This is a genomic window from Microbacterium sp. No. 7 (genome assembly GCF_001314225.1).
Classification (GTDB): domain Bacteria; phylum Actinomycetota; class Actinomycetes; order Actinomycetales; family Microbacteriaceae; genus Microbacterium.
The window spans coordinates 405,099-429,115 of sequence record NZ_CP012697.1 but is presented as its reverse complement, the minus strand read 5'-3'; the positions used below and the strand labels follow the sequence as shown (position 1 = coordinate 429,115).

General features: G+C 72.9%; 25 protein-coding genes. 8 read left to right on the top strand and 17 right to left on the bottom strand.

Translation table 11 applies throughout. The features are described 5' to 3' along the window. Positions 1-147: 147 nt before the first annotated feature. Entirely contained in the window at positions 148-810 is a 663-nt protein-coding gene (locus AOA12_RS01885; protein WP_442922266.1) for a DNA-3-methyladenine glycosylase, read from the bottom strand. Between the two features lie 238 nt (positions 811-1,048). Next, entirely contained in the window at positions 1,049-2,368 is a 1,320-nt protein-coding gene (locus tag AOA12_RS01880; protein ID WP_231637161.1) for a hypothetical protein, read from the bottom strand. A gap of 231 nt (positions 2,369-2,599) precedes the next feature. On the opposite strand from AOA12_RS01880, the gene AOA12_RS23490 reads away from it, so the two are divergent. After that, positions 2,600-2,899 (top strand): hypothetical protein, encoded by a 300-nt coding sequence (locus tag AOA12_RS23490; RefSeq protein ID WP_197281229.1) that lies wholly within the window; start codon positions 2,600-2,602, stop codon positions 2,897-2,899. A 16-nt stretch (positions 2,900-2,915) separates the two neighbouring features. Here AOA12_RS23490 and AOA12_RS01875 read toward each other — a convergent pair whose 3' ends face one another. The 6 genes from AOA12_RS01875 to AOA12_RS01850 form a co-directional block, all read right to left on the bottom strand. Then, a complete protein-coding gene (locus AOA12_RS01875) occupies positions 2,916-3,791 on the bottom strand; it encodes a TIGR03943 family putative permease subunit (protein ID WP_231637160.1) in 876 nt (291 codons plus the stop codon). After that, positions 3,784-4,728 carry a permease gene (locus AOA12_RS01870; RefSeq protein ID WP_231637229.1) on the bottom strand — a complete coding sequence of 315 codons (945 nt, stop codon included), beginning with the start codon at positions 4,726-4,728 and terminating at the stop codon, positions 3,784-3,786. The genes AOA12_RS01875 and AOA12_RS01870 overlap by 8 nt, the downstream gene beginning before the upstream one ends. A gap of 126 nt (positions 4,729-4,854) precedes the next feature. Further along, complete coding sequence (locus tag AOA12_RS01865; protein ID WP_054679367.1) at positions 4,855-5,256, bottom strand: Fur family transcriptional regulator; 402 nt, start codon at positions 5,254-5,256, stop codon at positions 4,855-4,857. Between the two features lie 252 nt (positions 5,257-5,508). After that, positions 5,509-6,387 carry a metal ABC transporter permease gene (locus AOA12_RS01860; protein WP_054679364.1) on the bottom strand — a complete coding sequence of 293 codons (879 nt, stop codon included), beginning with the start codon at positions 6,385-6,387 and terminating at the stop codon, positions 5,509-5,511. A 205-nt stretch (positions 6,388-6,592) separates the two neighbouring features. Further along, on the bottom strand, positions 6,593-7,480 hold the full coding sequence (locus AOA12_RS01855; protein ID WP_054679362.1) for a metal ABC transporter ATP-binding protein: 888 nt from the start codon (positions 7,478-7,480) through the stop codon (positions 6,593-6,595). After that, positions 7,477-8,637 carry a metal ABC transporter solute-binding protein, Zn/Mn family gene (locus AOA12_RS01850; protein ID WP_054679360.1) on the bottom strand — a complete coding sequence of 387 codons (1,161 nt, stop codon included), beginning with the start codon at positions 8,635-8,637 and terminating at the stop codon, positions 7,477-7,479. The genes AOA12_RS01855 and AOA12_RS01850 overlap by 4 nt, the downstream gene beginning before the upstream one ends. A gap of 358 nt (positions 8,638-8,995) precedes the next feature. On the opposite strand from AOA12_RS01850, the gene AOA12_RS01845 reads away from it, so the two are divergent. Next, positions 8,996-10,015 (top strand): intradiol ring-cleavage dioxygenase, encoded by a 1,020-nt coding sequence (locus AOA12_RS01845; RefSeq protein WP_054679357.1) that lies wholly within the window; start codon positions 8,996-8,998, stop codon positions 10,013-10,015. 123 nt (positions 10,016-10,138) lie between these two features. Here the strand turns inward: AOA12_RS01845 and AOA12_RS01840 are convergent, their stop codons facing one another. The 5 genes from AOA12_RS01840 to AOA12_RS01820 form a co-directional block, all read right to left on the bottom strand. Then, complete coding sequence (locus tag AOA12_RS01840; RefSeq protein ID WP_054679353.1) at positions 10,139-10,387, bottom strand: DUF4287 domain-containing protein; 249 nt, start codon at positions 10,385-10,387, stop codon at positions 10,139-10,141. Between the two features lie 263 nt (positions 10,388-10,650). Further along, positions 10,651-11,988, bottom strand: a complete 1,338-nt coding sequence (locus tag AOA12_RS01835; RefSeq protein ID WP_054679351.1) for a dihydrolipoamide acetyltransferase family protein — start codon at positions 11,986-11,988, stop codon at positions 10,651-10,653. Between the two features lie 156 nt (positions 11,989-12,144). Beyond that, positions 12,145-13,128, bottom strand: a complete 984-nt coding sequence (locus tag AOA12_RS01830; RefSeq protein ID WP_054679347.1) for an alpha-ketoacid dehydrogenase subunit beta — start codon at positions 13,126-13,128, stop codon at positions 12,145-12,147. Continuing rightward, on the bottom strand, positions 13,125-14,255 hold the full coding sequence (locus AOA12_RS01825; protein ID WP_054679344.1) for a thiamine pyrophosphate-dependent dehydrogenase E1 component subunit alpha: 1,131 nt from the start codon (positions 14,253-14,255) through the stop codon (positions 13,125-13,127). Before AOA12_RS01825 ends, AOA12_RS01830 begins: the two co-directional genes overlap by 4 nt. Before the next feature lie 261 nt (positions 14,256-14,516). Beyond that, positions 14,517-15,581: a histidinol-phosphate transaminase gene (locus AOA12_RS01820; RefSeq protein ID WP_054679342.1), complete on the bottom strand. Its 1,065-nt coding sequence runs from the start codon at positions 15,579-15,581 to the stop codon at positions 14,517-14,519. A gap of 67 nt (positions 15,582-15,648) precedes the next feature. Between AOA12_RS01820 and AOA12_RS01815 the strand changes: the two genes are divergently transcribed. The 3 genes from AOA12_RS01815 to AOA12_RS01805 are packed head-to-tail and all read left to right on the top strand — an operon-like array spanning position 15,649 to position 16,625. Continuing rightward, positions 15,649-15,855, top strand: a complete 207-nt coding sequence (locus AOA12_RS01815; protein ID WP_054679339.1) for a ribbon-helix-helix protein, CopG family — start codon at positions 15,649-15,651, stop codon at positions 15,853-15,855. Further along, positions 15,852-16,226, top strand: coding sequence for a type II toxin-antitoxin system death-on-curing family toxin (locus AOA12_RS01810; protein WP_054679336.1), 375 nt, complete (start codon positions 15,852-15,854; stop codon positions 16,224-16,226). Before AOA12_RS01815 ends, AOA12_RS01810 begins: the two co-directional genes overlap by 4 nt. 3 nt (positions 16,227-16,229) lie before the next feature. Continuing rightward, the gene (locus AOA12_RS01805; RefSeq protein WP_054679333.1) at positions 16,230-16,625 is read left to right on the top strand and encodes a phage holin family protein; all 396 of its coding nucleotides are present in this window, start codon (positions 16,230-16,232) and stop codon (positions 16,623-16,625) included. Between the two features lie 63 nt (positions 16,626-16,688). Here the strand turns inward: AOA12_RS01805 and AOA12_RS01800 are convergent, their stop codons facing one another. Next, entirely contained in the window at positions 16,689-17,897 is a 1,209-nt protein-coding gene (locus AOA12_RS01800) for a hypothetical protein (protein ID WP_054679331.1), read from the bottom strand. Continuing rightward, entirely contained in the window at positions 17,894-18,166 is a 273-nt protein-coding gene (locus AOA12_RS01795) for a hypothetical protein (protein WP_054679328.1), read from the bottom strand. Before AOA12_RS01795 ends, AOA12_RS01800 begins: the two co-directional genes overlap by 4 nt. 869 nt (positions 18,167-19,035) lie before the next feature. On the opposite strand from AOA12_RS01795, the gene purB reads away from it, so the two are divergent. Together purB and AOA12_RS01785 are read left to right on the top strand one after the other, a co-directional pair. Next, positions 19,036-20,418, top strand: coding sequence for an adenylosuccinate lyase (purB, locus tag AOA12_RS01790; protein WP_054679323.1), 1,383 nt, complete (start codon positions 19,036-19,038; stop codon positions 20,416-20,418). Positions 20,419-20,523: 105 nt separating this feature from the next. Further along, positions 20,524-21,489 carry an alpha/beta hydrolase gene (locus AOA12_RS01785; protein WP_054679320.1) on the top strand — a complete coding sequence of 322 codons (966 nt, stop codon included), beginning with the start codon at positions 20,524-20,526 and terminating at the stop codon, positions 21,487-21,489. A gap of 148 nt (positions 21,490-21,637) precedes the next feature. On the opposite strand, the gene AOA12_RS01780 is transcribed toward AOA12_RS01785, so the two are convergent. Continuing rightward, positions 21,638-21,949, bottom strand: coding sequence for a hypothetical protein (locus AOA12_RS01780; protein ID WP_054679317.1), 312 nt, complete (start codon positions 21,947-21,949; stop codon positions 21,638-21,640). Continuing rightward, on the bottom strand, positions 21,946-22,650 hold the full coding sequence (locus AOA12_RS01775; protein WP_054679315.1) for a hypothetical protein: 705 nt from the start codon (positions 22,648-22,650) through the stop codon (positions 21,946-21,948). Before AOA12_RS01775 ends, AOA12_RS01780 begins: the two co-directional genes overlap by 4 nt. Positions 22,651-22,740: 90 nt before the next feature. Between AOA12_RS01775 and AOA12_RS01770 the strand changes: the two genes are divergently transcribed. Further along, a complete protein-coding gene (locus tag AOA12_RS01770; RefSeq protein WP_054679312.1) occupies positions 22,741-23,880 on the top strand; it encodes a PQQ-dependent sugar dehydrogenase in 1,140 nt (379 codons plus the stop codon). The last annotated feature ends 137 nt before the right edge of the window (positions 23,881-24,017 follow it).

The following is a 24,017-nucleotide window of genomic DNA, read 5'->3' as shown; positions in this document are numbered from 1 at the left end:
CGGGGCACAGGCGCACAGGGCACGGGCGCACAGGGCACGACACACGCCGACCCCGCAGGGCCGCGCGGCGCCGAGACTGCACGGCGCACGCCGGCCTCGCACAGGCCGCAGACGGCACGCGAACCTCCCACACCGGCCGCGCGCCTCTCACCCCGCCTCGCGCGCCCCGCGGCCCCAGCGGAACGGCGACACGGTCGGGTCGCCGTCGATCCAGAACCGCCACGGGAACGCCGCGGTGCCGGCGACACCGGCGACGCCGACGCGTGGGCCGTGCACGACCTCGGCGATCGGCGTCCGGGGCAGCCACAGCCGCGCGGTCGCGCCGGCCTGCTCGGCGCCGGTCACGGCATCCACGCCGTCGTGCAGGGGATGCCGCAGGCCCACCGCGTCGCCGAGCCGGCCCGGCCCTCGGGCGAGATCGCGCGGCGTCCGCGCGGCCGGCCGACGGCCGAGGGCGGTCTCGACGCCCTCGACGACCTCGGCGGCGCGCAGCAGCACTCCGCCGGCGGTTCCCGCGGGGCCGCACACGACGTTGACGCACGAATGGATGCCGTGGCTCAGGTACACGTACAGATGCCCCGCCTCGCCCCACATCGTGGCGTTGCGGGCCGTGGGCCCGCTGCGGGCGTGCGATCCGGGGTCGGGCACGTCGCCGGTGCCGAGCCCGTGGTACGCCTCGACCTCGGTGAGCCGCACCGCCACCGTCGCACCCCCGACCGCGACGCGCAGCACGCCGCCGAGCAGCCGCGGCGCGACCTCGACCGGCAGCCCGGCGAGCGCCTCCCGCGTCGCCGGCTCCAGCGCGCTCACGGCCGCCACCTGCCCCTCATCCCCACGCCGTCGGCCGCGGCAGAGTGCGGGTCTTCGCGAGGCACACCCGCACTCTGCCGCGGCCGAACGAACAAGGGCGCGAGACCAGGGATTCCAACCGCGGCAAACGGCGCATCGAGCCGCGGGCGACCCGCACTCTGCCGCGGTTGAACGGACGAGGGCAGGGACGAGGGCAGCACCGAGGGAACGGGCGAGGGGCGGCCCGAGAAGCGGGCGATCATGGCCGCGGCGGAGTCTGGCACCACGAGATCGACGAGCCCGCGACGACGACGGGCTCGCCCTCGCCGTCCAGGGGAACGATCCAGGTCTGCGTGCGCGTCGGCAGCGGCAGGCGGTAGCCGTCGAAGTCGTTGGTCACGAGGTCGGGGGCGACGGTGAGCGCGGCGTAGCGGGCGTTGGGCGACACGCACACGTGCAGCAGCCCGTCGCCGGGGGCGATGTCGGCGATCGGGCGGGCGGCACCCGCGGCATCCACGACCGACACGGTCGTCGACACGACCGAGAACCCCGCGAGCACCGACAGCACGCGCAGCGTCGCGTCGCCGTCCGCCGACACCCCGCTGGGCAGGGGCACGACGGTGTCGAGCTGGCCGAGGGCCGGATCGGTCGCGACGAGCGGCGCCTCGACGGCCGAGGCGAGGTCGACCGCGATGTGCACGTTGGAGCGGTCGACGATCGCGGTCGTCGACCAGCGGGCGATGCCGTCGATCTGCAGCGCGGTGCCCATCGCGACCGGGTCGGCGCCCGTCGGCGAGGCGAGCAGCAGCGTGCCGTCGTACGAGAGGAGCAGGATGCTGTCGGTGCCGGGCACGAAGCGCCAGTCGGCCGCCCGGGGATCGGCGCCCGTGATCTGCACCTCGGCGGGCTCCCCGCTGCCGCGCAGCGACGAGATCTGCAGCATCATCTCGCGCGCGCCCGGGGACCCCACGTTCTCGTCGGTGAACGTGTAGCCGATGAGGTTGCCGCGATCGGCGCTCTGCAGGTTGGTGACGTAGCCGTCGCCCGGCAGCGGCAGCTCGCGGGCGCCGCCGCCGTCGAGGTCGGTGACGATGAGGTGCGAGTGCTCGTCGTCGTCGGCCGTCGCGACCACGAGGTCGGTCGCGGTGGCGCGGAAGTCCTCGATGTGCTCGTGCTCGAAGACGGTCTGGCCGCCGCCGCCCGACAGGTCGGTGCGCACGATGCGGTCGACGTCGTCGCCGCGCTGCAGCACGAAGAACGACAGCGGCGGCGTCGTGAAGGTCTGCTCGATCGTCGCGGGCGGGCTGCCGCCGACGCCCGTGACGTCGTCGATGCGCACCGTGTACTCGGTGTCGTCCCGCAGCGGCATCGTGAAGCGCACGCCGACCGTGCGCCCCGACGTGTCGACCGTGAAGTCGGCGGCGGGCGTGATCGTGACCTGCTCGGGCGCCACCTCGTCGAGCGACTGCGTCGTCGTGACGATGAGCCGCGCGCCCGCGGCCGTCACCGCGGTCTCGGGGTCGACCTGCACGTCGGTGACGCGCGGTCCCTGCGCGGTGGAGACGAACGCCGTGATCACGGCGACGAGAGCCAGGATGCCGACGATCGCGGCCAGCCGGACCCCGAACCCGCTCGCCGGTCCGCGCGACCGGCGAGCGCTCGTCTCGGGCGCCGGCGCGATCGTGGTGCGCGGCTCGGAAGGATGCGGCTCTGCAGCCCCTGGCTCTGCGAGACGTTGCTCAGCGGGCCGTGGCTCTGTGAGACGTTGCTCCGCGGGCCGCGGCTCCGCAGCCCCTGGCCCTGTGAGACGTTGCTCCGCGGGCCGTGGCTCAGCGGCCTGCGGCCCCACAGCGCGCGCCGCCTCTCCCTCGCCTCGCGCGGTCAGATCCCGCACTGCCTCGCCCGGACCCTCGCCCCGCGCAGGCTCACCTCGTGCCGGGCCCTCGCCCCGCGCCGCCTCACCTCGTGCGGGACCCTCGCCCTGCCCAGCCGCCCCCTGCTCGCCCCGCGCCGCCGCGGCAGCCCGAGCCTCCCCCTCCGCGCGGGCCTCCTCCTCCGCGCCAGCCTCGGCCCGCGCGCGCTCGGCGGCCTCGCGCAGCGCGCGCCGTGACACGGGCGCACCGGCGTCAGAACTCATACGGGTCTCGCGGCTCATCGATGTGCGCGATCTCGGAGGCCTCGATGCGCAGGCGTCCGCCCTCGTCGCGCACCGTGCCGGTCACGGTGACCCACGCGCCGGTGTCGACGGCGTCCTCGGTCGCGATCGGCACGCTCGCAGGCTGCGCGTCGATCACGCAGTGCGTGATCACGAGCCGTGTGAGCTGGAAGCCCGCGTCGCCGGGCGTCGCGAAGCCCGTGAGGGTGACCTCGGTGCCGTCGAACGCATCGGGATTGGTCGTCGTCGCGAACACGCTCGCCCACTCGCCGATGCCGAAGGCCGACGTGTCGCCGGTCGTCGCGAGCGCGACGACGTCGGCGCCCGCGAACAGCGGCGGCGCTCCCGTGTCGCGGCTCATCGCGAGCTCCGCCGACAGCGTCGCCGGCGGCGTGAGCAGCCCCGCCGCCACGACGAGGGTCGCGAGCCCTCCGCCCGCGAGGCTCAGCCGCGCCGCGAGGCGCGTGCCCCCGGCATCCGCGTGGTCGTGATCGTGTGCCCCGGCATCCCCGTGCGCGTGCCGATGCGATGGCATCCCTGTCCGCAATTCAGGAGATTCCGCGCGCGACGCCACCGGTTCCCGCGGGATTCCGCGGGATGGGCGCCCTGCCGGTGCCGGCCGTCCTGAATACTGAACGTCCTCGGCGGCGTGCGCCTCCCGCAACGGCAGAGTGCAGCTCCACACGGCGCCCGCGAGCGCGACGACGGCCATGCCCACGGCGAACCATGCGCCGTCGGGGTTGATGTACAGCGCGAGCTGTCCCGTCACGGCGAGCACGAGGGTCAGCGCCGCGACGGCGGCGGCGAGCCCCACCCCGAACACGCGGGTCCACAGGCCGTCAGGCAAGGAGGTTCACCACCCCTCCGACCGCGATCGCGAACAGGATCACCACGACGACGATGCCGGCGAGCGCGCGCGAGCGGAACGTCGTGCGCAGCAGCGCCAGCATCTTGAGGTCGACCACGGGGCCCACCAGCAGGAACGCGACGAGCGATCCCGGCGTGAACGTCGACGCGAACGACAGCGCGAAGAACGCGTCGACGTTCGAGCAGATCGCCACGACGATCGCGAGCAGGATCATCGCGACGATCGACAGCGCGGGGTTCGAGCCGATCGCCAGCAGTGTGTCGCGCGGCACGAGCACCTGCACGGCGCCGGCGAGCGCCGAACCGATCACGAGGGCCGGCATCACGGCGCGCAGCTCCTCGACGAACTGCGCGAGCGTGCGACGCGTGCGGCTGCCCTCCGCGTCGTGCGCGTGCGCGCAGACCGCGGCGAACCGGTCGGTGAGCAGTCCGTCGGGGTCGGGATGCCGGCTGTACAGCCATCCGATGAGGTTCGCGACGGCGTAGCCGCCGAGCAGGCGCGCGATGAGGATGCCGTCGTCGAAGCCGAACGCCTGATGCGTCGTGATCACGACGATGGGGTTCACGATGGGCGCCGCGACCAGGAAGGTCAGCGCCTCGGGCACCGTGAACCCGCGCATCAGCAGCCCGCGCGCGAACGGCACGTTGCCGCACTCGCACACGGGGATCACGACGCCGAGCAGCGACAGCACGGCACGGCGCGCCCACGGCGCCCGCGGCATCCATCGCTCGATCGCACCGGGCGGCACCCACACCTGCACGACGATCGACAGCACCACGCCGAGCACGACGAACGGCAGGGCCTCGATGAGCACGCTCAGCGCGAGGGTCAGGCCGTCCTGCGCGCGGGTGCCGAGCGCCGGCAGCGGCGAGAGCCACGACAGCGCGAGCAGCACGACGATGACGCCGACGCCGATCGCTGTCGCGACGAGCCGCGACCCGCCCGTCGCGGGACGTGTCGCGGACGGTGCCGTCTGCCTGCTCGCCGCCCGCCTGCTGGGAGGCGCGCTCACGTCAGCGCCCCGCCGCCGAGGGGGCGCCGATCACCCGGCATCCTTCTTCGAGCACGTCGCGCACAGGCCGAAGATGTCGACGACGTGCTCCGCCTCGGTGAAGCCGTGCTCCGCGGCGGTCGCGCGCGCCCACTGCTCCACGGCGGTCGCCTGGATCTCCACGGTCGTGCCGCACTCGCGGCAGATGAGGTGGTGGTGGTGTCCCGTGCTCGAGCACGCGCGGTAGATCGCCTCGCCGTCGGTGCTCTTGAGCTGATCGGCCTCGCCGCTCGCGGCGAGCGTCGCGAGCGCCCGGTAGACCGTCGCCAGGCCGATGCCCGTGTTCTCCTCGCGCAGCGTCGCGTGCAGATCCTGGGCGCTCACGAACCGCTGCGCATCGACGAGCGCCTCGCGCACGCGATCGCGCTGCCAGGTGTTGCGCTGCTGGACCATGCCGCCAGTCTAGGCCGGTGGCGTCTTTGCAGGCGCTGAACGGCGCTGCGTCGCCGCATCCCGCCCACCCCCCTTGCTCACCCCCCTACACGTTCAACCGCGGCAATACGCGGGTCCCCGAGCCCGGCACCCACAATCTGCCGCGGTTGAAGAACGGCCCCCGTCGATGGCCCCCTCGTTCAACCGCGGCGAAGTGCGACTCGCGTCCTCCGGCACCCGCATATTGCCGCGGTTGAACGAGGGAACGCGCGCTTACGCGGAGAGCTCGGCGCCGGGGCCGTGGGTCACGCGCCCGCGGCGGGAGCCGACCGCGCGGCACACGAGATAGATCGCGAACGAGATGGTCGTGATGTAGGGGCTGACCGGCAGCGTGCCCATGACGGCGAGCAGGATGCCGATGACCGCCGATCCCACCCCGAACAGCGCCGCGAGCAGGGGCACCGCGACCGGTCCCGACGCGATGCGCATGGCGGCCGCGGCGGGGGTGACGACGAGCGCCATCACGAGCAGCGCGCCGATGATGTGCACGGCGACGGCGACCGTCAGGCCGAGCAGCAGCATGAAGCCGAGCGAGACGGCGACCGTGGGCACGCCGCGCGCGGCGGCCGACTGCGGGTCGAGCGAGTCGAACCGCAGGGGACGCCAGATGAGCAGCAGCGCGACGAGCACGATCGCCGAGATGACGACGAGCATGCTCAGCTGCGACGACGGCACCGACACGATCTGCCCGGTGAGGAGGCTGAACCTGTTCGCGCTGCGTCCGCTGTAGAGCGAGAGGAACAGGATGCCGAGGCCGAGGCCGAACGGCATGAGCACGCCGATGATCGAGTTGCGGTCGCGGGCGCGCGCGCCGAGCAGTCCGATGAGGGCGGCCGCGACGAGCGAGCCGGCGATCGACCCGGCGACGACGTCGACGCCGATGAGCAGTGCCGCGGCGGCACCGGCGAACGACAGCTCGCTGATGCCGTGCACCGCGAACGCCATGTCGCGCTGCATCACGAACACGCCGATGAGGCCGCCGACCAGGCCGAGCACGGCGCCCGCCCAGATCGAGTTGGAGACGAGCGCGAGGATGTCGCCGTAGTCGGCGAGCCCGCCGAACATGGCCTGCGCGATGTCGTCCCAGGTCATGCGGCGTCCTGTCCTTCATCGCGTGTGGGCACCGGCACACGCGGCGAGCCCGCTCCGGGCCGCCTGCACGTCACCGCGGCCGATGCGACCGGCATCCCCCGCCTCACGAGAACAGGAGAAATCGCCGGGACAGGATGATCCTGAGCCAATCGTCCTGTCTTCGTGATATCTCCTGCTCTCACGGTGCGTGAGACGACGTCCCAGGTCATGCGGGGGCTCCGTCGTGGTGATGGTGGTGCGGGTCGAGGGCGTCGGGGGCGCCCACGACCACGAGGCGGTCACCCGCCCGCAGCACGAAGACGGGGGCGCCGTAGAGGCCGGTGAGCACCTCGCTCGTGAGCACCTCGTGCGGTGCGCCGAGCGTGAACCGCCCGTTCGCGAGGTACAGGATGCGGTCGGTGAGGCTCAGCACGGGATTGATGTCGTGCGTGACGAGCAGCACGGCCGCCCCCGTCGCGCGATGCCGGTCGATGAGCCGCACGACGGCCTGCTGATTGGCCAGGTCGAGGCTCGTGAGCGGCTCGTCGCACAACAGCAGGCGGGGGTCGTCGGCGAGCGCCTGGCCCACGCGCAGCCGCTGCTGCTCGCCGCCCGACAGCTCGCCCACGGGACGGTCCGCGTACGCCGTGGCGCCGACCGCCTCGAGCAGCCCGTCGACGCGCGCGCGCGTGCCGCGGCGCGGGATCGGCAGGCCGAAGCGGTGCCCGTCGACGCCGAGGGCGACGAGGTCGCGGCCGCGCATCGCCGTGTCGCGCGCGAGCGGGTGGGCCTGCGGCAGGTAGCCGACGTGGCGGTTGCCGCCCTGTCGCAGGCCGCCGCCGCGACCGCCCGGGCGGGCCGGCTGCCCGAGCACCTCGATCGCGCCCTCGCTCAGCGGCTCGAGCCCCAGGATCGCCCGCAGCAGCGTCGTCTTGCCCGACCCGCTCGGCCCGAGCACGGTGACGAGCTCGCCCGGCTGCACGTCCAGGTCGAGGCTGCTCCACAGCTCGCGTCCGTCGCGGCGCAGCGCGGCGCCCGTGATGCGCAGCGGCGGCGTGCGCGGAGCGGCGTCGCTCGGGGGCCTCTCGGCGGTGCGGGGCGGACGGGGGGTCACCGGGTCAGCGTACTCGCGATGTCGGCGATGTTCTGCGCCATCCAGTCGAGGTACGTCGTGCCGTCGGGCACGAGCTCGGTGAACTCGAGCACGGGGATCTGCTGCGCCGTGGCGGTGTCGATGACGCGCGTCGTCTCGGCGGCGCCGGTCTGCGCGTTCGCGATGACGGCCGTGACCTCACCCGAGGTGAGGATGCGCTCGGCCTCCAGCAGCACGGCCGGCGCGACGTCCTGGCCCTCCTCGACCGCCTCGGTGAACTCCTCCGGCGCGAGGTTGACCAGGCCCGCCGCCTCGAGCAGGTAGACGGGAACGGGCTCGGTCACGAAGAACCCGGCGCCCGCGTGCGCCGCCTCGATGTCGGCGAGCTGCGCCTCGAGGTCGTCGATGCCGGCCCCGAACGCCTCGAACGCCGCGCGGTAGTCGGCCTCGCCGTCGGGATCGAGCGCGATGAGCTCCTCGGTGATGCCCTCGGCGACGTGGTGGATCGTGTGCGGGTCGTACCAGACGTGCTCGTTGAAGCCCTCGATGTGATCGTGGCCCTCGTGGCCGTGCGCCTCGTCTTCGGCGTGCGCGTCGTCTTCGGCGTGCGCGTCCGCGTCGTCGGCATGCGCGTCGTCTTCGGCGTGCGCGTCGTCCTCGGCATGCGCGTCGTCTTCGGCGTGCGCGTCCGCGTCATCGGCGTGCTCATCCGCGTCCGCGTCGTCGGCGTGCTCCTCTTCGGCGTGCTCGTCGTCGCCGTGCTCGTCGTCGCCGTGGCCGTGGCCCTCGGCGCCCGGCCAGTCGTGCGAGAACTCGACCGCCGTCACGACGGGCGCCTCGGTGCCGCTGCCCTCGATGAGGGCATCCATGAATCCGTCGTACCCGCCGCCATTGACGACGAGCAGGTCGGCGCGCGAGACCGTGAGCTGGTCCTGCGCGGAGGCCTCGTACGAGTGCGGGTCCTGGGCGAGCGACGTGATGATCGAGGTCACCTCGACGCGGCCGGCACCGAGCTCCTCGGCGATCTGCCCGTAGACGTTGGTGGATGCCACGACCTGCAGCCCCGCGGCCTCGCCGCCGGGGCTCTCGGTCGCCTCTCCTCCGGGCGCGCCCGCGCACCCCGCGAGCGCGAGAGCCGACACGGTCAGCAGGGCAGCAGCAGCGAACGTCTTCTTCATCACGGCATCCACTGTACGTATACCGATAACCATTCTCAAACTCAGCCCTCTCTCCTTTACGCCACACCCACCACTGCCCCCGCCGAGTCAATCCCCGCGCGCCGAGTCAATTCCCGTTCAGCGCAACTCGAGAATTGACTCGGCGCGCGAGGATTGACTCGCGGATGGGATGCCGGGGTGCGGATGCCGGGCAGGACGGACGCGGGCGAGGCAGATGCCGAGCGGGACGGACGCGGGCGAGGCGGACGCCGGCCGGGACGGACGCGGGCGGGGCGTTCATAGGCGGTGCATAGGTTGCGTGAGGGCGCAGCTTGGCCGGGCGCGGCACCGTAGAGGCATCGCACGACAGGAGACGAGCATGACCCGCATTCCCGAACCCGAGAACACGCCCGCCGGACCGGCCTACGAGGGACGACTGCTCGACCGTCCCGACGACGAGGTCGTCGACCAGGGACTGCCGTTCGACCTCGGCACACTCGTGTCGCGGCGCGGCATCCTCAGCCTCGTCGGCATCGGCGCGGGCAGCCTCGCCCTCGCGGCGTGCACGCCCGCGGCCACGAGCGCGACGCCCACCGCGACCGCGACCGCCACCCCCACGACGACGCCGAGCGCGACGCCGAGCCCCACGGCATCCGCCACCGCCGAGGCGACCGAGGAGGCACTGCCGGCGGGCGAGATCCCCGACGAGACGGCCGGCCCCTACCCCGGCGACGGCTCCAACGGCCCCGACGTGCTGGAGCAGTCGGGCGTCGTGCGCAGCGACATCCGCTCCAGCATCGACGGCGGCGCGACGGCCGAGGGCGTTCCGCTCACCTTCACGCTGCGCATCACCGACATGGCGAACGGCGACGTGCCCTTCGCGGGCGTGGCCGTGTACGCGTGGCACTGCGACGCGCAGGGCCGCTACTCGATGTACTCGTCGGGGGTCGAGAACGAGACCTTCCTGCGCGGCGTGCAGATCGCCGACGACAACGGCCAGGTCACCTTCACCTCGATCTTCCCCGGGTGCTACACGGGCCGCTGGCCCCACATCCACTTCGAGGTCTACCCCGACCAGGCGTCCATCACCGACTCGACGAACGCGATCTCGACGTCACAGCTCGGCTTTCCGCAGAACATCTGCGACGAGGTCTACACCCTGCCCGCCTACGACGGATCGGCGCAGAACCTCGCGGGCGTCGGCTCGATCCAGAGCGACAACGTCTTCGGCGACGACGGCGGCGCGCTGCAGATCGCGACCGTCACGGGAGGGGCGGATGCCGGCATCACGGCATCCCTCACCGTGCGCGTCGACACGACCACCGCGCCCACCGGCGGTTCGATGGGCGGCGGAGGCGGCATGCCCGGCGGCGGGGGCATGCCCGGCGGCGGCCGCTGACCCGACGGCGGACGACGCACGACGGCGCCCGCGGCGAACGGATCCCACGGGATCCCGTGCCGCGGGCGCCGTTCCGCGCTCGGCGGGGCAGGTTCGGCGCGAGGACGGAACCCGGGCTGCGACTCAGGCGAGCTCGGCGCGCACGTACGCGACGATCGCGTTCGCGTGCCCGTGGCCCAGACCGTGCTCCTGCTTCAGCCAGCCGACCACCTGCATGTGCGCCTCACCCGCGTCGAGGCGTTCGACGACGAGGTCGAGCCAGTGCTGCACCGACTGTCCGTACGTCTTCTCGATGCTCGGAAAATAGGATGCCGGCCCCTTCGGCTTCTCCCCCGCGCCGATCTCCGGCGCCACCACACGCGAACCCGTCATCCACCCACCCTACGCCCCGCCCCTCCCGCCGAGACGGTGGGTTTCTCGGCGAGACGATGGGTTTCTCTCCCCGACATGGTGGGTTTCTCGGCGAGAGGGTGCGTTTCCCGTCGAGACGGTGCGTTTCCCGCCGAGACGGTGCGTTTCTCCCCGAGATGGTGTCCACCGTGCCGGCGAGAAACCCACCATCTCAGCGCAGAAGGCACCATCTCGGCGCGGGGAAGCGCCGGCGCGGTGCGCGAGGACGGCGGGCGTGAGGTGCGTCAGTCCAGGAGCAGCGCGGGTTCCTCGAGCACGGAGGCGACGTCGGCGACGAAGCGGGACATGCCGTCGCCGTCGATCACGCGGTGGTCGAACGACCCCGACACCGTCGTGACCCAGCGGGGGCGCACCTCGCCGTCGACGACCCACGGCTTCTGCCGGATCGCGCCGAGCGCGATGATGCCCGACTCGCCGGGATTGATGATGGGCGTCCCGGCGTCCATCCCGAACACGCCGATGTTCGTGATCGTGATCGTGCCGTTCTGCTGGTCGACGGGCTGCGTGCGACCCTCGCGCGCCGTCACCGTGAGCTTCTCCAGCGCCCGCGCGAGCTCGCGCATCGACAGGTCCTGCGCATCCTTGATGTTCGGCACGAGCAGGCCGCGCGGCGTCGCGGCCGCGATGCCGAGGTTGACGTAGTTGCGCACGCGGATCTCGGCGCTGCCGTCCTCGTTGTCGATCCACGCGGCGTTCACCATCGGCGTGCGGCGCACGGCCCACACGACGGCGCGCGCCATGATGAGCAGCGGCGACACCTTGATGTCGGCGAAGTCGGGCGACGCCTTCATGCGCTTGACGAGCTCCATCGTGCGGCTCGCGTCGACGTCGGCCCACACCGACACGTGCGGCGCCGTGTAGGCCGAGCGCACCATCGCGGTCGAGGTCGCCTTGCGCACGCCCTTGACGGGGATGGTCTCCTCGCGCGAGCCGCCCTCGGCCCTGCGCTCCTCGCGCTCGACCGGCGGGACGGATGCCGCGACCGGGATGCGCTGCTCGCGCTCGGCCGGCGGGGCGGGCGTCGCGATGTTGCGGAACACGCTGGCCTGGGTCGCGTGGCCCACGACGTCCTCGCGCGTGACCTCGCCGGACGGCCCCGTGGGGGTGACGTCCGCGAGGTCGACGCCGAGGTCGCGGGCGAGCTTGCGGATCGGGGGCTTGGCGACGACGCCCACCGACGCCTTCACGCGATCGGGATGCTCGTCGGCGGCACGCTTGCGGCGCGACGGCGCGGCACCCCCGGTGCCGTATCCCACGAGCACGGCGCCGTCGCCCTCGGACGCGGGCGCAGGCCCGGCGGCGGCCGGCGGAGCGGGCTCCTCCCGGTCGCCGACGATCGTGATGATCGCCGTGCCGACGGTGACGGTCGTGCCCTCGGTGACGAGGATCTCGCCGACGGTGCCCGCGAACGGCGACGGCAGCTCGACGAGCGACTTGGCGGTCTCGATCTCGACGAGCACGTCGTTGACGGCGACCTGGTCGCCCGGCGCGACGCGCCACTGCACGATCTCCGCCTCGGTGAGGCCCTCGCCGACGTCGGGGAGGGTGAAGGTCTGGCTCATCGGTGCTCCTTGTCTCGGCTCATGCTCTCATCCCCGCCCCGCCACCCCACTCGCCTGTCCGCGAGACTGCACGAGTGCGACGAGACGGCACGCCACACCGGCAGTCTCGTTGCGCCGATGCAGTCTCGCGGACCGGTGGGGGGTGCGGCGGGCATGTCAGTAGGCGAGCGCTCGGTCGACGGCCTCGAGCACGCGGTCGGGATCGGGGAGGTACATGCCCTCCAGCGCGGCGGGCGGGAACGGCGCGTCGAAGCCGGCGACCCGCAGCACGGGCGCCTCCAGGGCGAAGAACGCCTTCTCCATGACGGTCGCCGCGATCTCGGAGCCCAGCGAGCTGAAGCCCGGCGCCTCCTGCGCGTGCACCATGCGGCCCGTGCGGCGCACGGAGTCGAGCAGGGGCCCGTAGTCGACGGGCGAGAGGGAGCGCAGGTCGATGACCTCGCACGAGACGCCCTCGCCCTCGGCGATCGCGGCGGCCTGCAGCAGCGTCGTGACCATCGCGCCATGCCCCACGAGGGTCACGTCGGTGCCCCGGCGCACGATGCGCGAGGCGTGCAGCGGCAGCGCGCGCTCGTTCGTGTCGACCTCGCCCTTCATCCAGTACTTCGACTTGGGCTCGAAGAAGATGACGGGGTCGTTCGAGGCGATGGCATCCTGGATCATCCAGTAGCCGTCGTTGGGCGTGGAGGGCGACACGACGCGCAGCCCCGGCGTGTGCGTGAAGTAGCCCTCGGGGCTCTCCTGGTGGTGCTCGATCGCGCCGATGTGCCCGCCGTAGGGGATGCGGATGACGACGGGGAAGGATGCCGCGCCCGCATACCGGTTGGTGAGCTTGGCGAGCTGCGCGGTGATCTGGTCGAACGCGGGGAAGACGAAGCCGTCGAACTGGATCTCGCACACGGGCCGGAACCCGGCCATCGTGAGCCCGATCGCGGTGCCGACGATGCCCGACTCGGCGAGCGGGGTGTCGAGCACGCGGCGATCGCCGAACTCGGCGAGGAGCCCCTCGGTCACGCGGAACACGCCCCCGAGGGGGCCGATGTCCTCGCCCATGAGCAGCACGCGGTCGTCGGCCTGCATCGCGGCGCGCATGCCGGCGTTGATCGCCTTCGCGAACGGCATGGTCTGCATGTCGGTCATGCCTGGCCCCCCTCGAGCGAGGCCTCGTAGTCCTCGAGCCAGCGCTTCTGCTCGGCGATCACCGGATGCGGGTCGCTGTAGACGTGGTCGAACATCTCCGCGGCCGGGATGCCGCCGAGCTCGTTCGTGCGCACGCGCACGTCGTCCGCGTAGGCGGCGGCCTCGGCATCCACGTCGTCGAAGAAGGCGGCGGAGGCGCCGCGGCCCTCCAGGTGGGCGCGCATGCGCGCGATGGGGTCGCGCCGGGCCCACGACTGCTCCTCGTCGGAGGTGCGGTACTTCGTGGGGTCGTCGCTCGTGGTGTGGGCGCCCATGCGATAGGTGCGCGCCTCGATCGCGCGCGGCCCGCCGCCGGCGCGCGCCTCGTCGAGCGCGAGCTTGGAGACCGCGTAGCTGGCGAGCACGTCGTTGCCGTCGACGAGCAGAGAGGGGATGCCGTAGCCCGCCGCGCGCTCGTGCAGCGGCGAGCGCGACTGCCGGCTCACCGGCACCGAGATCGCCCACTGGTTGTTCTGCAGGAAGAAGACCTGCGGCGTGTGGTAGCTGGCCGCGAAGACCATCGCCTCGTGCACGTCGCCCTGGCTCGACGAGCCGTCGCCGTAGTAGACGATGACCGCCTCGTCGCGGTCGGGGTCGCCGCTGCCGCAGCGGTCGTCGAGCACGAGCCCCATGCCGAGCCCGGTCGCGTGCAACGTCTGCGACGCGAGCACGATCGCGTAGAGGTGCACGTTGCCGTTGCGGGGGTCGAGCGGGTTCCAGCCGCCGTGCGTGACGCCGCGCATGATGCGGATGATGTCGATCGGGTCGACGCCCCGCACCGTGCACACGACGTGCTCGCGGTAGGACGGGAAGATGTGGTCCTGCGCGCGGGCCGCCCGCACCGAGCCGACCTGCGCCGCCTCCTGTCCGAGCGACGGCGGCCACAGCGCGAGCTGACCCTGCCGCTGCAGGTTCGTGGCCTGGCGGTCGAACGCGCGCACCACGACCATGTCGCGATAGAAGGTCTCCAGCTCCGCATCGCTCAGCGCCTCGATGAGCGGAAGGTAGCGTTCCGCGGCGGGCGTGGGCGCATAGGTTCCGTCGGCCGCCAGCACGCGCACGAGTGCGGAATCGTCGGGCGATGTCATGGCGTCCACGGTACCGCGCAGCCCATTCCCCTCGCCGCATGCCCGACGTGTTCCGCCCAACTCACGACACCGCATCCGCCGGCCGAGACCGCATCCGCCGGCCGAGAATGCACCCGGCGGACGAGAATGCATCCGGCGGACGAGAGTGCATCCGGCGGACGAGAGTGCGGGCCGCGGCTGCATGTTCGGCCGCCGGATGCACTCTCGCCTCGAGAGGATGCGGATGCCGAGGGCGGTGGGCGCGGGGATGCGGCGGGCGCGCTACGGGGCGACGGAGGATGCGGCGGCGACGATGCGGTCGAGCGATTCCTCCTCGCCGACCGTGATGCGCACGCCGTCGCCCGAGAACGGCCGAACGATGAGGCCGGCGGCGTCGAACGCGGCCGCGACGTCGTCGGTGCGCTCGCCCGCGGGGAGCCACACGAAGTTCGCCTGCGTGACGGGGACGTCCCAGCCGGCCTCGCGCAGCCGGGCGGCGAGCCGGTCGCGGCGCTCGGCGATGACGGCGACGCGGGCGAGCAGCTCGTCCTCGACGTCGAGGCTCGTGAGCGCGGCCTCCTCGGCCGCGGCGGTCACCGACAGCGGGATGGCGGTCGAGCGCGACGCGTCGAGCACGCGCGGATGCCCGATGCCGTAGCCCACGCGCAGCCCGGCGAGCCCGTAGGCCTTCGAGAAAGTGCGCAGCACCACCACGTTGTCGTGGCCCGCCGTGATGACCCGCTCGCCGTGCACGGCCTCGGGGTCGGTCACGAACTCGACGTAGGCCTCGTCGAGCACGACGAGCACGTCGGAGGGCACGGCCGCGACGAACGCGTCGAACGCCTCCTGGGTCACGATCGTGCCGGTGGGGTTGTTGGGCGAGCACACGATGATCATGCGCGTGCGGTCGGTGACGGCATCCGCCATCGCCGCGAGGTCGTGACCGCCGTCGGGGAGGTTCGGCACCTGCACGGCCGTCGCGCCTGCGAGGGTGACGAGCCACGGGTAGGCCTCGAACGAGCGCCACGAGAAGACGATCTCGTCGCCGGGGCCCGAGGTCGCCTGCGCGAGCTGCACGAGCAGCGAGACCGAGCCCGCGCCGATCTGCACGGCGTCGGCGGAGACGGCGAAGCGCGCGGCGAGCCGCTCGCGCAGCCGGGCGGCCGAGGCGTCAGGGTAGCGGTTGACCGCCGTCGTGCGGCGCAGCGCGTCGATGACGCTCGGCAGCGGGTCGAACGGGTTCTCGTTGCTGGAGAGCTTGAACGCGTCGGCGCCGGCCTGCTTGCCCTGCTTGTAGGCCGGGAGGGCCGCGATCTCGGGGCGGAGGCGCACGGGGATGTCGGTCACGCCACGAGTCTACGGATGCCGCACCTCGACCGCGGTGGTATCAGATCGGTAGCGGTATCGTTTCGGTATGGCCATGACGCTGCGACTCCCCGAGGAGCTCGACCGCCGTATCGAGGCGATCGCCCGCGCACGCGGCACGTCGAAGCACGCCCTCCTGATCGAGGCGGCCGACCGCTTCGCGCGCACGGAATCGAAGACCGAGCGCGTGCTCGCCGCCGTCGACGAGATCACCGAGCAGTACGCCGAGACGATCCGTCGCCTCGAAGACGCGTGACCGAGCACCTCGAGCCCGAGCAGGCTCTCGCCGTCGTCGCCCGGCTCGGTCTGCACGTGCGCGACGAGGGCCTCCTGTTCTCCGCCCTCGCGCGCCCAGCGGCATCGATGTTCGGCGAAGACGCCTACCCCGACGTCGAGCACAAGGCGGCGGCGCTGTTCTCGTCACTCGCACAGAACCACCCGCTGTTCGACGGCAACAAGCGGCTGTCGATGATCCTCACCTTCGCCTTCCTCCGGATCAACGGCGTGCGCGTCGCCTACACGACCGACGACGCCTTCGACCTCGTGCTCGCCGTCGCCCAGAGCCGTCTCGACCTCGGCGAGATCGCCGATTCCCTCCGAACCCACAGCGACCGGGCGCAGGATTGAGCCATGCGCTTTCTCATCCGCATCGTCATCAACGCCTTCGCCGTGTGGGTCGTGACCCTCATCGACCCCCTGCAGGTGACGGTCACGCCGTTCGCACCGGGCGAGACCACGCAGCTCGTGCTGACGCTCCTGGCCGTCGCGGCGGTGTTCGCGATCGTCAACACCGTGATCGGCACGGTCATCCGCATCGTCGCCTTCCCGCTCTACATCATCACGCTCGGCCTCATCTCGCTGCTGGTCAACGGCTTCCTGCTCTGGCTGACGGCGTGGTCGACGCAGTGGTGGGGCTGGGGCCTCTCGGTCGAGAACTTCTGGCTCGGCGTCGTCGCGGCGCTCGTCATCGGCATCATCAACGGCGTCTTCGGCGCGATCCTGCGGCCCCAGCGACGCCGTGACTGAACAGCGACGCCGCGACGGAGCACGCGCCCCGCGACGGAACGCCACCCCCGCGCCGGACGTCCGTCAGAACCCCCCTCCCCCGCTCCGGCCGCGCGCGACGCGCTCGGCGTCGTACGTGAAGACCGTGACGGATGCCGCGGTGCCGAGCCCCGCGAGCCGGTCGCGCACGGCATCCATGCGCGGGTCGTCCGACCGGTCGAGCATCGACGCGGTCTCGCGGTAGTTCGGCAGGAGGTGCGAGGTCACGGGGTTCGCACCGCCGATGCGCCGCTCGGCGACGAAGCTGCCCGCCGCGCCGACGCCCGTCGCGAACCCGCCGTTCGCGAGGTAGGCGACGGGGTCGTCGGTGTGCCGCATGGTCACGCTGAGGGTGTCGCCGCCGACGTCGGCCTCGACGGGACTGCCGGCCGTGACGATCGTGCGCACGTCGTAGTCGCCCGAGAGCGCGAGGAACGCGACGTCCATCGCCCCCTGCGAGTGCCCGGCCACGTGCAGCACCGCGCCCGGCTCGGCGCCCGCCTGATGCAGCGCCTGGCGCAGCGCGACGTACGAGGCGCCGGCCTCGCGATCGACGTACAGGTCGAGGTTGGAGCCCAGGTCGAAAGGCTCGCCGCCGCCGAGCGCCCGCGTGCCCTGCACGTAGACGGCGAACTCCACGCCGCCGCCGGGCAGCTCGTAGCGCTCGATGCGCAGCGGCGCACCGTCGCCGTGCGGGATGCGATCGACGATCTGCTCCAGCGTCGCGGGCGCCGTCGTGCGCGCGCTGGAGCGCAGCGTCGTGCGCACCTCGCCGTCGACGTCGGCGAGCAGCGTGCCGGCAGGCAGCCGGCCGCGGTCGGCGCCGTGCACGGCCGCCATGACCGATGAGAGCATCGCGCCGATCGGCGTGAACAGCAACGCGACGCCGCCGGTCTGCCGCAGGAACTCGGTCTCGCGCTCGTTCCGCCACCGGGCGACGAGCGACGCGGCCTCGAGCCTGTCGGCCCTGCTCGCGAAGTCGTCGGCCGCGACGCGCTCCACGAGCTCGTACAGGTCGGCCATCTCCGTGAGGTCGTGCACGATGCGCGCCGCGGCGGCGCTCGCCTGCTCGGCGTCCTCGTCGGGCCGGTGGTGGCCCGCGCCGGCGGCGCGCAGCAGGGGCGCGGCGCCTCGCAGCGGCTCCGCGGCACGATCGACCGCCGCGGCGATCCCGGCGAGCGCCGCGGCCGCGGCGCGCAGGCTGCCGACGTCGACGGCGATCACGCCGCCGCTGCGGATCTCCAGATCGCTCACGGCGCGACCGCCGGCAGCGCCGAGCGGCGCAGCTCGTCGTCGATCACGGCGTCGCAGATCGCGACGGTGCGCACGAGGTCGTCGATGCGGGCGGTCAGCGTCGCGAGCGCGCCGCGGTAGGCCTCGGCGGCCTGCGCGCGCCACGCCGTCTCGTCGCCGATCGCGCGGATCCGCGTCTGCACGACGGTCAGCTCGTCGTGCGCGGCCTGCAGCTGCAGGCGCGCGACGGTCAGGAGCACGGGGTTCATCAGCGAGAGCACGTCGATCATGCCTCCAGCGTGGGGCGCCGCGCCGTCGCGCGGGGCCCGATGACCGGCATCCGTGGACAGATCCGGCGGATCGCCGCCTGGGGACGAGGCTGCGGGCGCACTCTCTCCGCCCCGCTGGTTGAGTAGCCGCCGCAGGCGGCGTATCGAAACCCCTCCCACGGACCGTCACACGGGTTTCGATACGCGCGCTGCGCGCGCTACTCAACCAGCGGGGTGGGGCAGCAGAGCGGAAACCTCTCCCGGGCCAATCAACTCAACCAAGACCACCCACCTCCACCGGCCGCGGCCACGCCACTCCCCGCCGGCCGGGACCGCATCGCCCCCCCCGCTGGCCGCGATCACGCCACCTCCCGCCGGCCGCGATCACGCCACCCCCGCCGACCGGGGACGCGTCACCTCCCGCCGGCCGCGGTCACGCCACCCCCGCCGGCCGGGGGCGCGCCACCCCCGCTGGCCGGGGTCGCGCCACCCCCGCCGGCCGGGGTCGCGCCACCTCCCGCCGGCCGGGGTCGCGCCACGCCCCGCCGGCCGGGGCGCGCCACCCCCGCTGGTTGAGTAGCCGCCGCAGGCGGCGTATCGAAACCCATCCCACGGACCGTTACACGGGTTTCGATACGCGCGCTGCGCGCGCTACTCAACCAGCGGGGTGGGGCAGCGGGGCGGGACAGCGGAGCAGAGACCTCTCCCGGGCCGGCCAGCTCGACCGAGACCACACCGCACCCCCTCGCGCACGGTGCGGGCCCGGGGGGCCGTCGTGCACGTCCGGGCGCTCGGTATGATCGAGGGAGCGGGCCGGGCGCTCCCTCCGGCCGTTCCCCCGCCGTGTTCCGCGGGGTCCCGGGCGCCCGCCGCACGTCGATCGGAGCCTCGTGACCTCTCTCCCGCCCCAGCCCCTGAGCCCTCTCGACGGCCGCTATCGCGCCGCCGTCGCCGGCCTCGCCGACTACCTCTCGGAGGCGGGCCTCAACCGCGCCCGCGTGGAGGTCGAGGTCGAATGGCTCATCGCGCTCACCGACCGGTCGCTGTTCGGCTCGGCGCCGCTGACCGATGAGCAGAAGGAGCGGCTGCGCGCGCTCTACCGCGACTTCGGCCAGGCCGAGATCGACTGGCTCGCCGAGCGCGAGGCCGTGACGCGTCACGACGTGAAGGCCGTCGAATACCTCGTGCGCGACCGGCTGGCATCCCTCGGCCTGGACGCCGTGGCCGAGCTGACCCACTTCGCGTGCACGAGCGAGGACATCAACTCGACGTCGTACGCGCTCACCGTCAAGCGCGCCGTCGAAGAGGTGTGGCTGCCGAAGCTGCGCGCCGTGACCGGCGCCCTGAAGCAGCTCGCCGTGGAGCACCGCGACGCCGCGATGCTCTCCCGCACGCACGGCCAGCCCGCGACGCCCTCGACGATGGGCAAGGAGCTGGGCGTCTTCGCCTGGCGCCTCGACCGCGTCATCGCGCAGCTGGAGACCGGCGAGTACCTCGCCAAGTTCTCGGGCGCCACCGGCACGTGGTCGGCGCACCTGGCGGCCGCTCCCGACGTCGACTGGCTCGAGCTGTCGCGCGGGTTCGTCGAGGGCCTCGGGCTCGACTTCAACGTGTACACGACGCAGATCGAGTCGCACGACTGGCAGGTGGAGCTGTACGATCGCGCGCGCCACGCCGGCGGCATCCTGCACAACCTCGCGACCGACGTCTGGACGTACATCTCGATGGGCTTCTTCGCGCAGATCCCCGTCGCGGGGGCGACCGGCTCGTCGACGATGCCGCACAAGATCAACCCGATCCGGTTCGAGAACGCCGAGGCCAACCTGGAGATCTCCGGCGGCCTGTTCCAGACCCTGTCGCAGACGCTCGTGACGACGCGCATGCAGCGCGACCTCACCGACTCCACGACGCAGCGCAACATCGGCGTCGCGTTCGGGCACTCGCTGCTCGCGCTCGACAACCTGCAGCGCGGCCTGACCGAGATCTCCCTGTCGCGCGACGTGCTGCTGGCCGACCTCGACGCGAACTGGGAGGTGCTCGCCGAGGCGATCCAGACCGTCATCCGCGCCGAGATCGTCGCGGGGCGCTCGTCGATCGAGGACCCGTACGCCGTGCTCAAGGACCTCACGCGCGGCCGGCGCGTCGGCGTGGCCGAGCTCGCCGAGTTCGTGCGCGGGCTCGACATCGGCGACGACGCGAAGCAGCGCCTGCTCGACCTGACCCCCGCAACCTACGCGGGGCTCGCCGACCGCCTCGTCGACGAGCTCGCGTAGTGGACGGGTCGCGCTTGCCGCGATTCGGGTGCATTGATTAGCATCAATGCACCCCGCGCGGCCGCGACGATGCGGTCGTGCGCACCTCGAAAGGCGCGAGAGACCATGACCGAGACCCCCCGGCCCCCGTTCGACCGCGAGATGGAGCCGGTGCTCCCCGCCATCCACGCGATGATCCCGGCATCCGTCACCGCCGACATGATCCCGGCGCTGCGCGCGACGCCCATCGCGCCGCTCACGGCCGAGGTGCTCGCCGCAGCCGGCATCGAGTCGCGCGACGTGACGATCGCGAGCTACGACGGCGCCGAGATCGTGCTGTCGGTGATGCAGCCCGTGGGACGCACGGGCACGGGGCCGGGCTTCTACCACACGCACGGCGGCGGCATGATCATCTACGACCGCTTCAACGGCGTGACCGACGTGTTCGACTGGCTGCACCGGTACAACGGCGTGGTCGTGACGGTCGAGTACCGGCTCGCGCCTGAGCACCCCGACCCGACGCCCGTCGAGGACGGCTACGCGGGGCTCGTCTGGACCGCCGGCAACGCCGAGGAGCTCGGCATCGACCGTCTCGTGCTGATCGGCGCGAGCGCGGGCGGAGGCCTCGCGGCGGGTCTCGCACTGCTGGCGCGCGACCGCGGCGGCCCGCGCGCCGTCGCGCAGATCCTGCGGTATCCCATGCTCGACGACCGCGACGACACGGTGTCGAAGCGGCAGATCGACGGCGTCGGCGTGTGGGACCGCGTCAGCAACGTCACCGGCTGGGCGGCGCTGCTCGGCGACCGGGTCGAGACCGACGACGTGTCGGTCTACGCCGCGCCGGCCCGGGCCGACGACCTCAGCGGCCTGCCGCCGGCCTACATCGACTGCGGCAGCGCCGACTCGCTGCGCGACGAGAGCGTCGCCTTCGCCTCGCGCATCTGGGCGTCGGGCGGCGAGGCCGAGCTGCACATCTGGCCCGGCGGGTTCCACGCCTTCGAGCGCCTCGCCCCGAACGCGCGGATCTCCGCGACCTCGAAGGCGACGCGCGACGCCTGGCTCGAGCGGGTGCTCACCGCCCCGGGCGCATAGGGGTGCGGTTCGTGCCGCCGGCACGGCCGGATCGTGGGCGCCCGTGGGCGGCATCCGCTCATGGAGGCGACATCGTCTGCCCACGATCGCGCGCGCCGAGCGGATGGCGGGCGCCGGTGGGCGGCCACGACGAGGGGATGCCGGGGGCTCAGGCCTCCGGCTTGTCGTCGCTCTCGGGCTCCTTGTCGTAGAGCACGGGGCGGTCGATCTGCTTGGCGATCTGGTTCGGGTCGACGGCGAGGATCAGCAGGGCGATCGTGACGAGCGTGGCGATGAACGCGATGCCGGCGATCACACCCGAGACGACCAGCACGTGCGCGCGCTGGTCGGCGCTGATGGACTGGAAGAAGCCCATCGAGAACAGCGCGATGACGCCGGAGAACAGCGCAGCGGCGAACGCGAGACCGAGCAGCTGCACGGGCTTCATCAGGTCGCGGCGCGACGGCTTGTCATTGCTCATGCGGTGCCTCCCGGCTGCGCGGTGTGCGAATCGGCGGGCGCCTCAGTGACGGTGGGGGTGGGGGTGACCGCAGGCGGGCGCGGCGAGAACGCCGCGATCCCGAGGAAGACGGCGACGAACGCCGCATACGCGCCGAAGACGCCGACGCCGATGGTGATGCCCGACAGCGTGAACCACTGGTTCGCGTCGTCGATGAAGTAGTCGAGGCTGTAGGCGGGGTTGACCAGCAGCAGCCCGGCCCCCAGCGCGAGCCCGAACGCGCCGATGAGCACGCCGTCGCGCGCCTGCGCGTCGGCCGTCGATCCGCGCTCGCCGGCGGCCACGGCGCGGCGCCGGGCGGCGATGCCCGCGCCGAGCTCGATCGCCCCCGTCGCGAAGGCCCACACGATCACGAGCACGAAGAACATCACGGTCGTGCGCAGGGGCGGGATGCCGGCGATCATTCCTGCCGCGACCGTGAGCACGCCCAGCAGGATCGGCAGCGCACGGCGCCCCCGCGGGTGCACGAGCCACGCCGAGACGAAGTGCACGAGCGCCGTCGCGATCGCCCATCCGCTGAAGACCGCGAGCCCGACCTGGGCGGAATGATCGGCGGAGAAGGTGATCATGATCGCCGCGATGGCCGCGAACGCCGCGCGCGCAAGCTGAACGTGGCGCACCTCGAAGGCGGCGGAAGGGGCTGCGGGCACGGCGGAACTCATCGACGAAGCGGACGGCGAACCTCTCCAGTCTAAGCCGGACTGATGGTCGGAGCCTGCGAGGTGGGCCGTGGGCCGGGTACCGTGAAGGGGATGGACGGACGACGACGCCCCCGAGTCGGCGTGTTTCTCGCGCCCGCTCTTGCCGCGGTGCTGCTGACGGGATGCACGGCGCCCACGCCCGCGCCGGAGCCCCCGGCATCCGCGACCCCCACCCCCACTCCCACCCCGACGCCGACGAGCGCGCCCGTGGTGAGTCCCGAGCCGACGGCGCCCGTCGTCGTGGCGACGCATCTGGCGGCGCCGTGGTCGCTCACGCCGGTGGGCGACGCGGTGCTCGTGTCGGAGCGCGACTCGGGCCGCATCGTCGAGGTGTCGCCCGACGGCGTGATCACCGAGGTCGCCGTGATCGACGACGTCTCGCACGGCGGCGAGGGCGGCCTGCTGGGCCTCGCCTTCGACGGGGCGTCGGGGCTGTACGTATACTCGACGGGCCCCGCGGGCAACCGCGTCGAGCGCTACGAGCTCACCGGCCCGCCCGGCGCCCGCACGCTCGGCGAGCCCGAGCCGATCATCGACGCCCTGCCCGCGGCGGGCTTCCACAACGGCGGGCGCATCGCCTTCGGGCCCGACGGCAAGCTGTACGTGCCGGTCGGGGATGCCGGTGTGCCCGAGGCCGCGCAGGACCCGATCGCCCCGCACGGCAAGATCCTGCGACTCAACCCCGACGGCACGGTGCCCGACGACAATCCGGTCGACGGCTCACCCGTCTACAGCCTGGGGCATCGCAACGTGCAGGGCCTCGCGTGGACCGACGACGGGCGCCTGTTCGCGAGCGAGTTCGGCCAGGACACGTGGGACGAGCTGAACGAGATCGTCCCGGGCGGCAACTACGGGTGGCCCGAGGCCGAGGGACGCGGCGGCGCCGCGATCGGGTTCGTCGACCCCGTGCTGCAGTGGCCGACGGACGCCGCGAGCCCCAGCGGCATCGCGATCGTCGACGACCAGGTCGTGATCGCGAACCTGCGCGGCGAGGTGCTGCGCATCGTCCCCGTGGACGACCCGGACGCCGAGCGGGAGCTCTTCGCGGGCGAGCTCGGCCGCATCCGCGACGTCGCCGAGGCCCCCGACGGCACGGTGTGGGTCGTCACGAACAACACCGACGGCCGCGGCGAGCCGGCCGAGGACGACGACCGCATCATCGCCGTGCCGCGGAGCTTCCTGACGGAGTGACCGCCGGCCCCGAGGGTGCTGGTCGTCCCCCCGAGGGTGCTGGTCGTCCCCTGAGGGTGCCAGTTGTGTCCGCGAGGGTGCCAGCTATGTTCCCGAGGGTGCCAACTATGTCCGCGAGAGTGCCAGCTGTGTTCCCG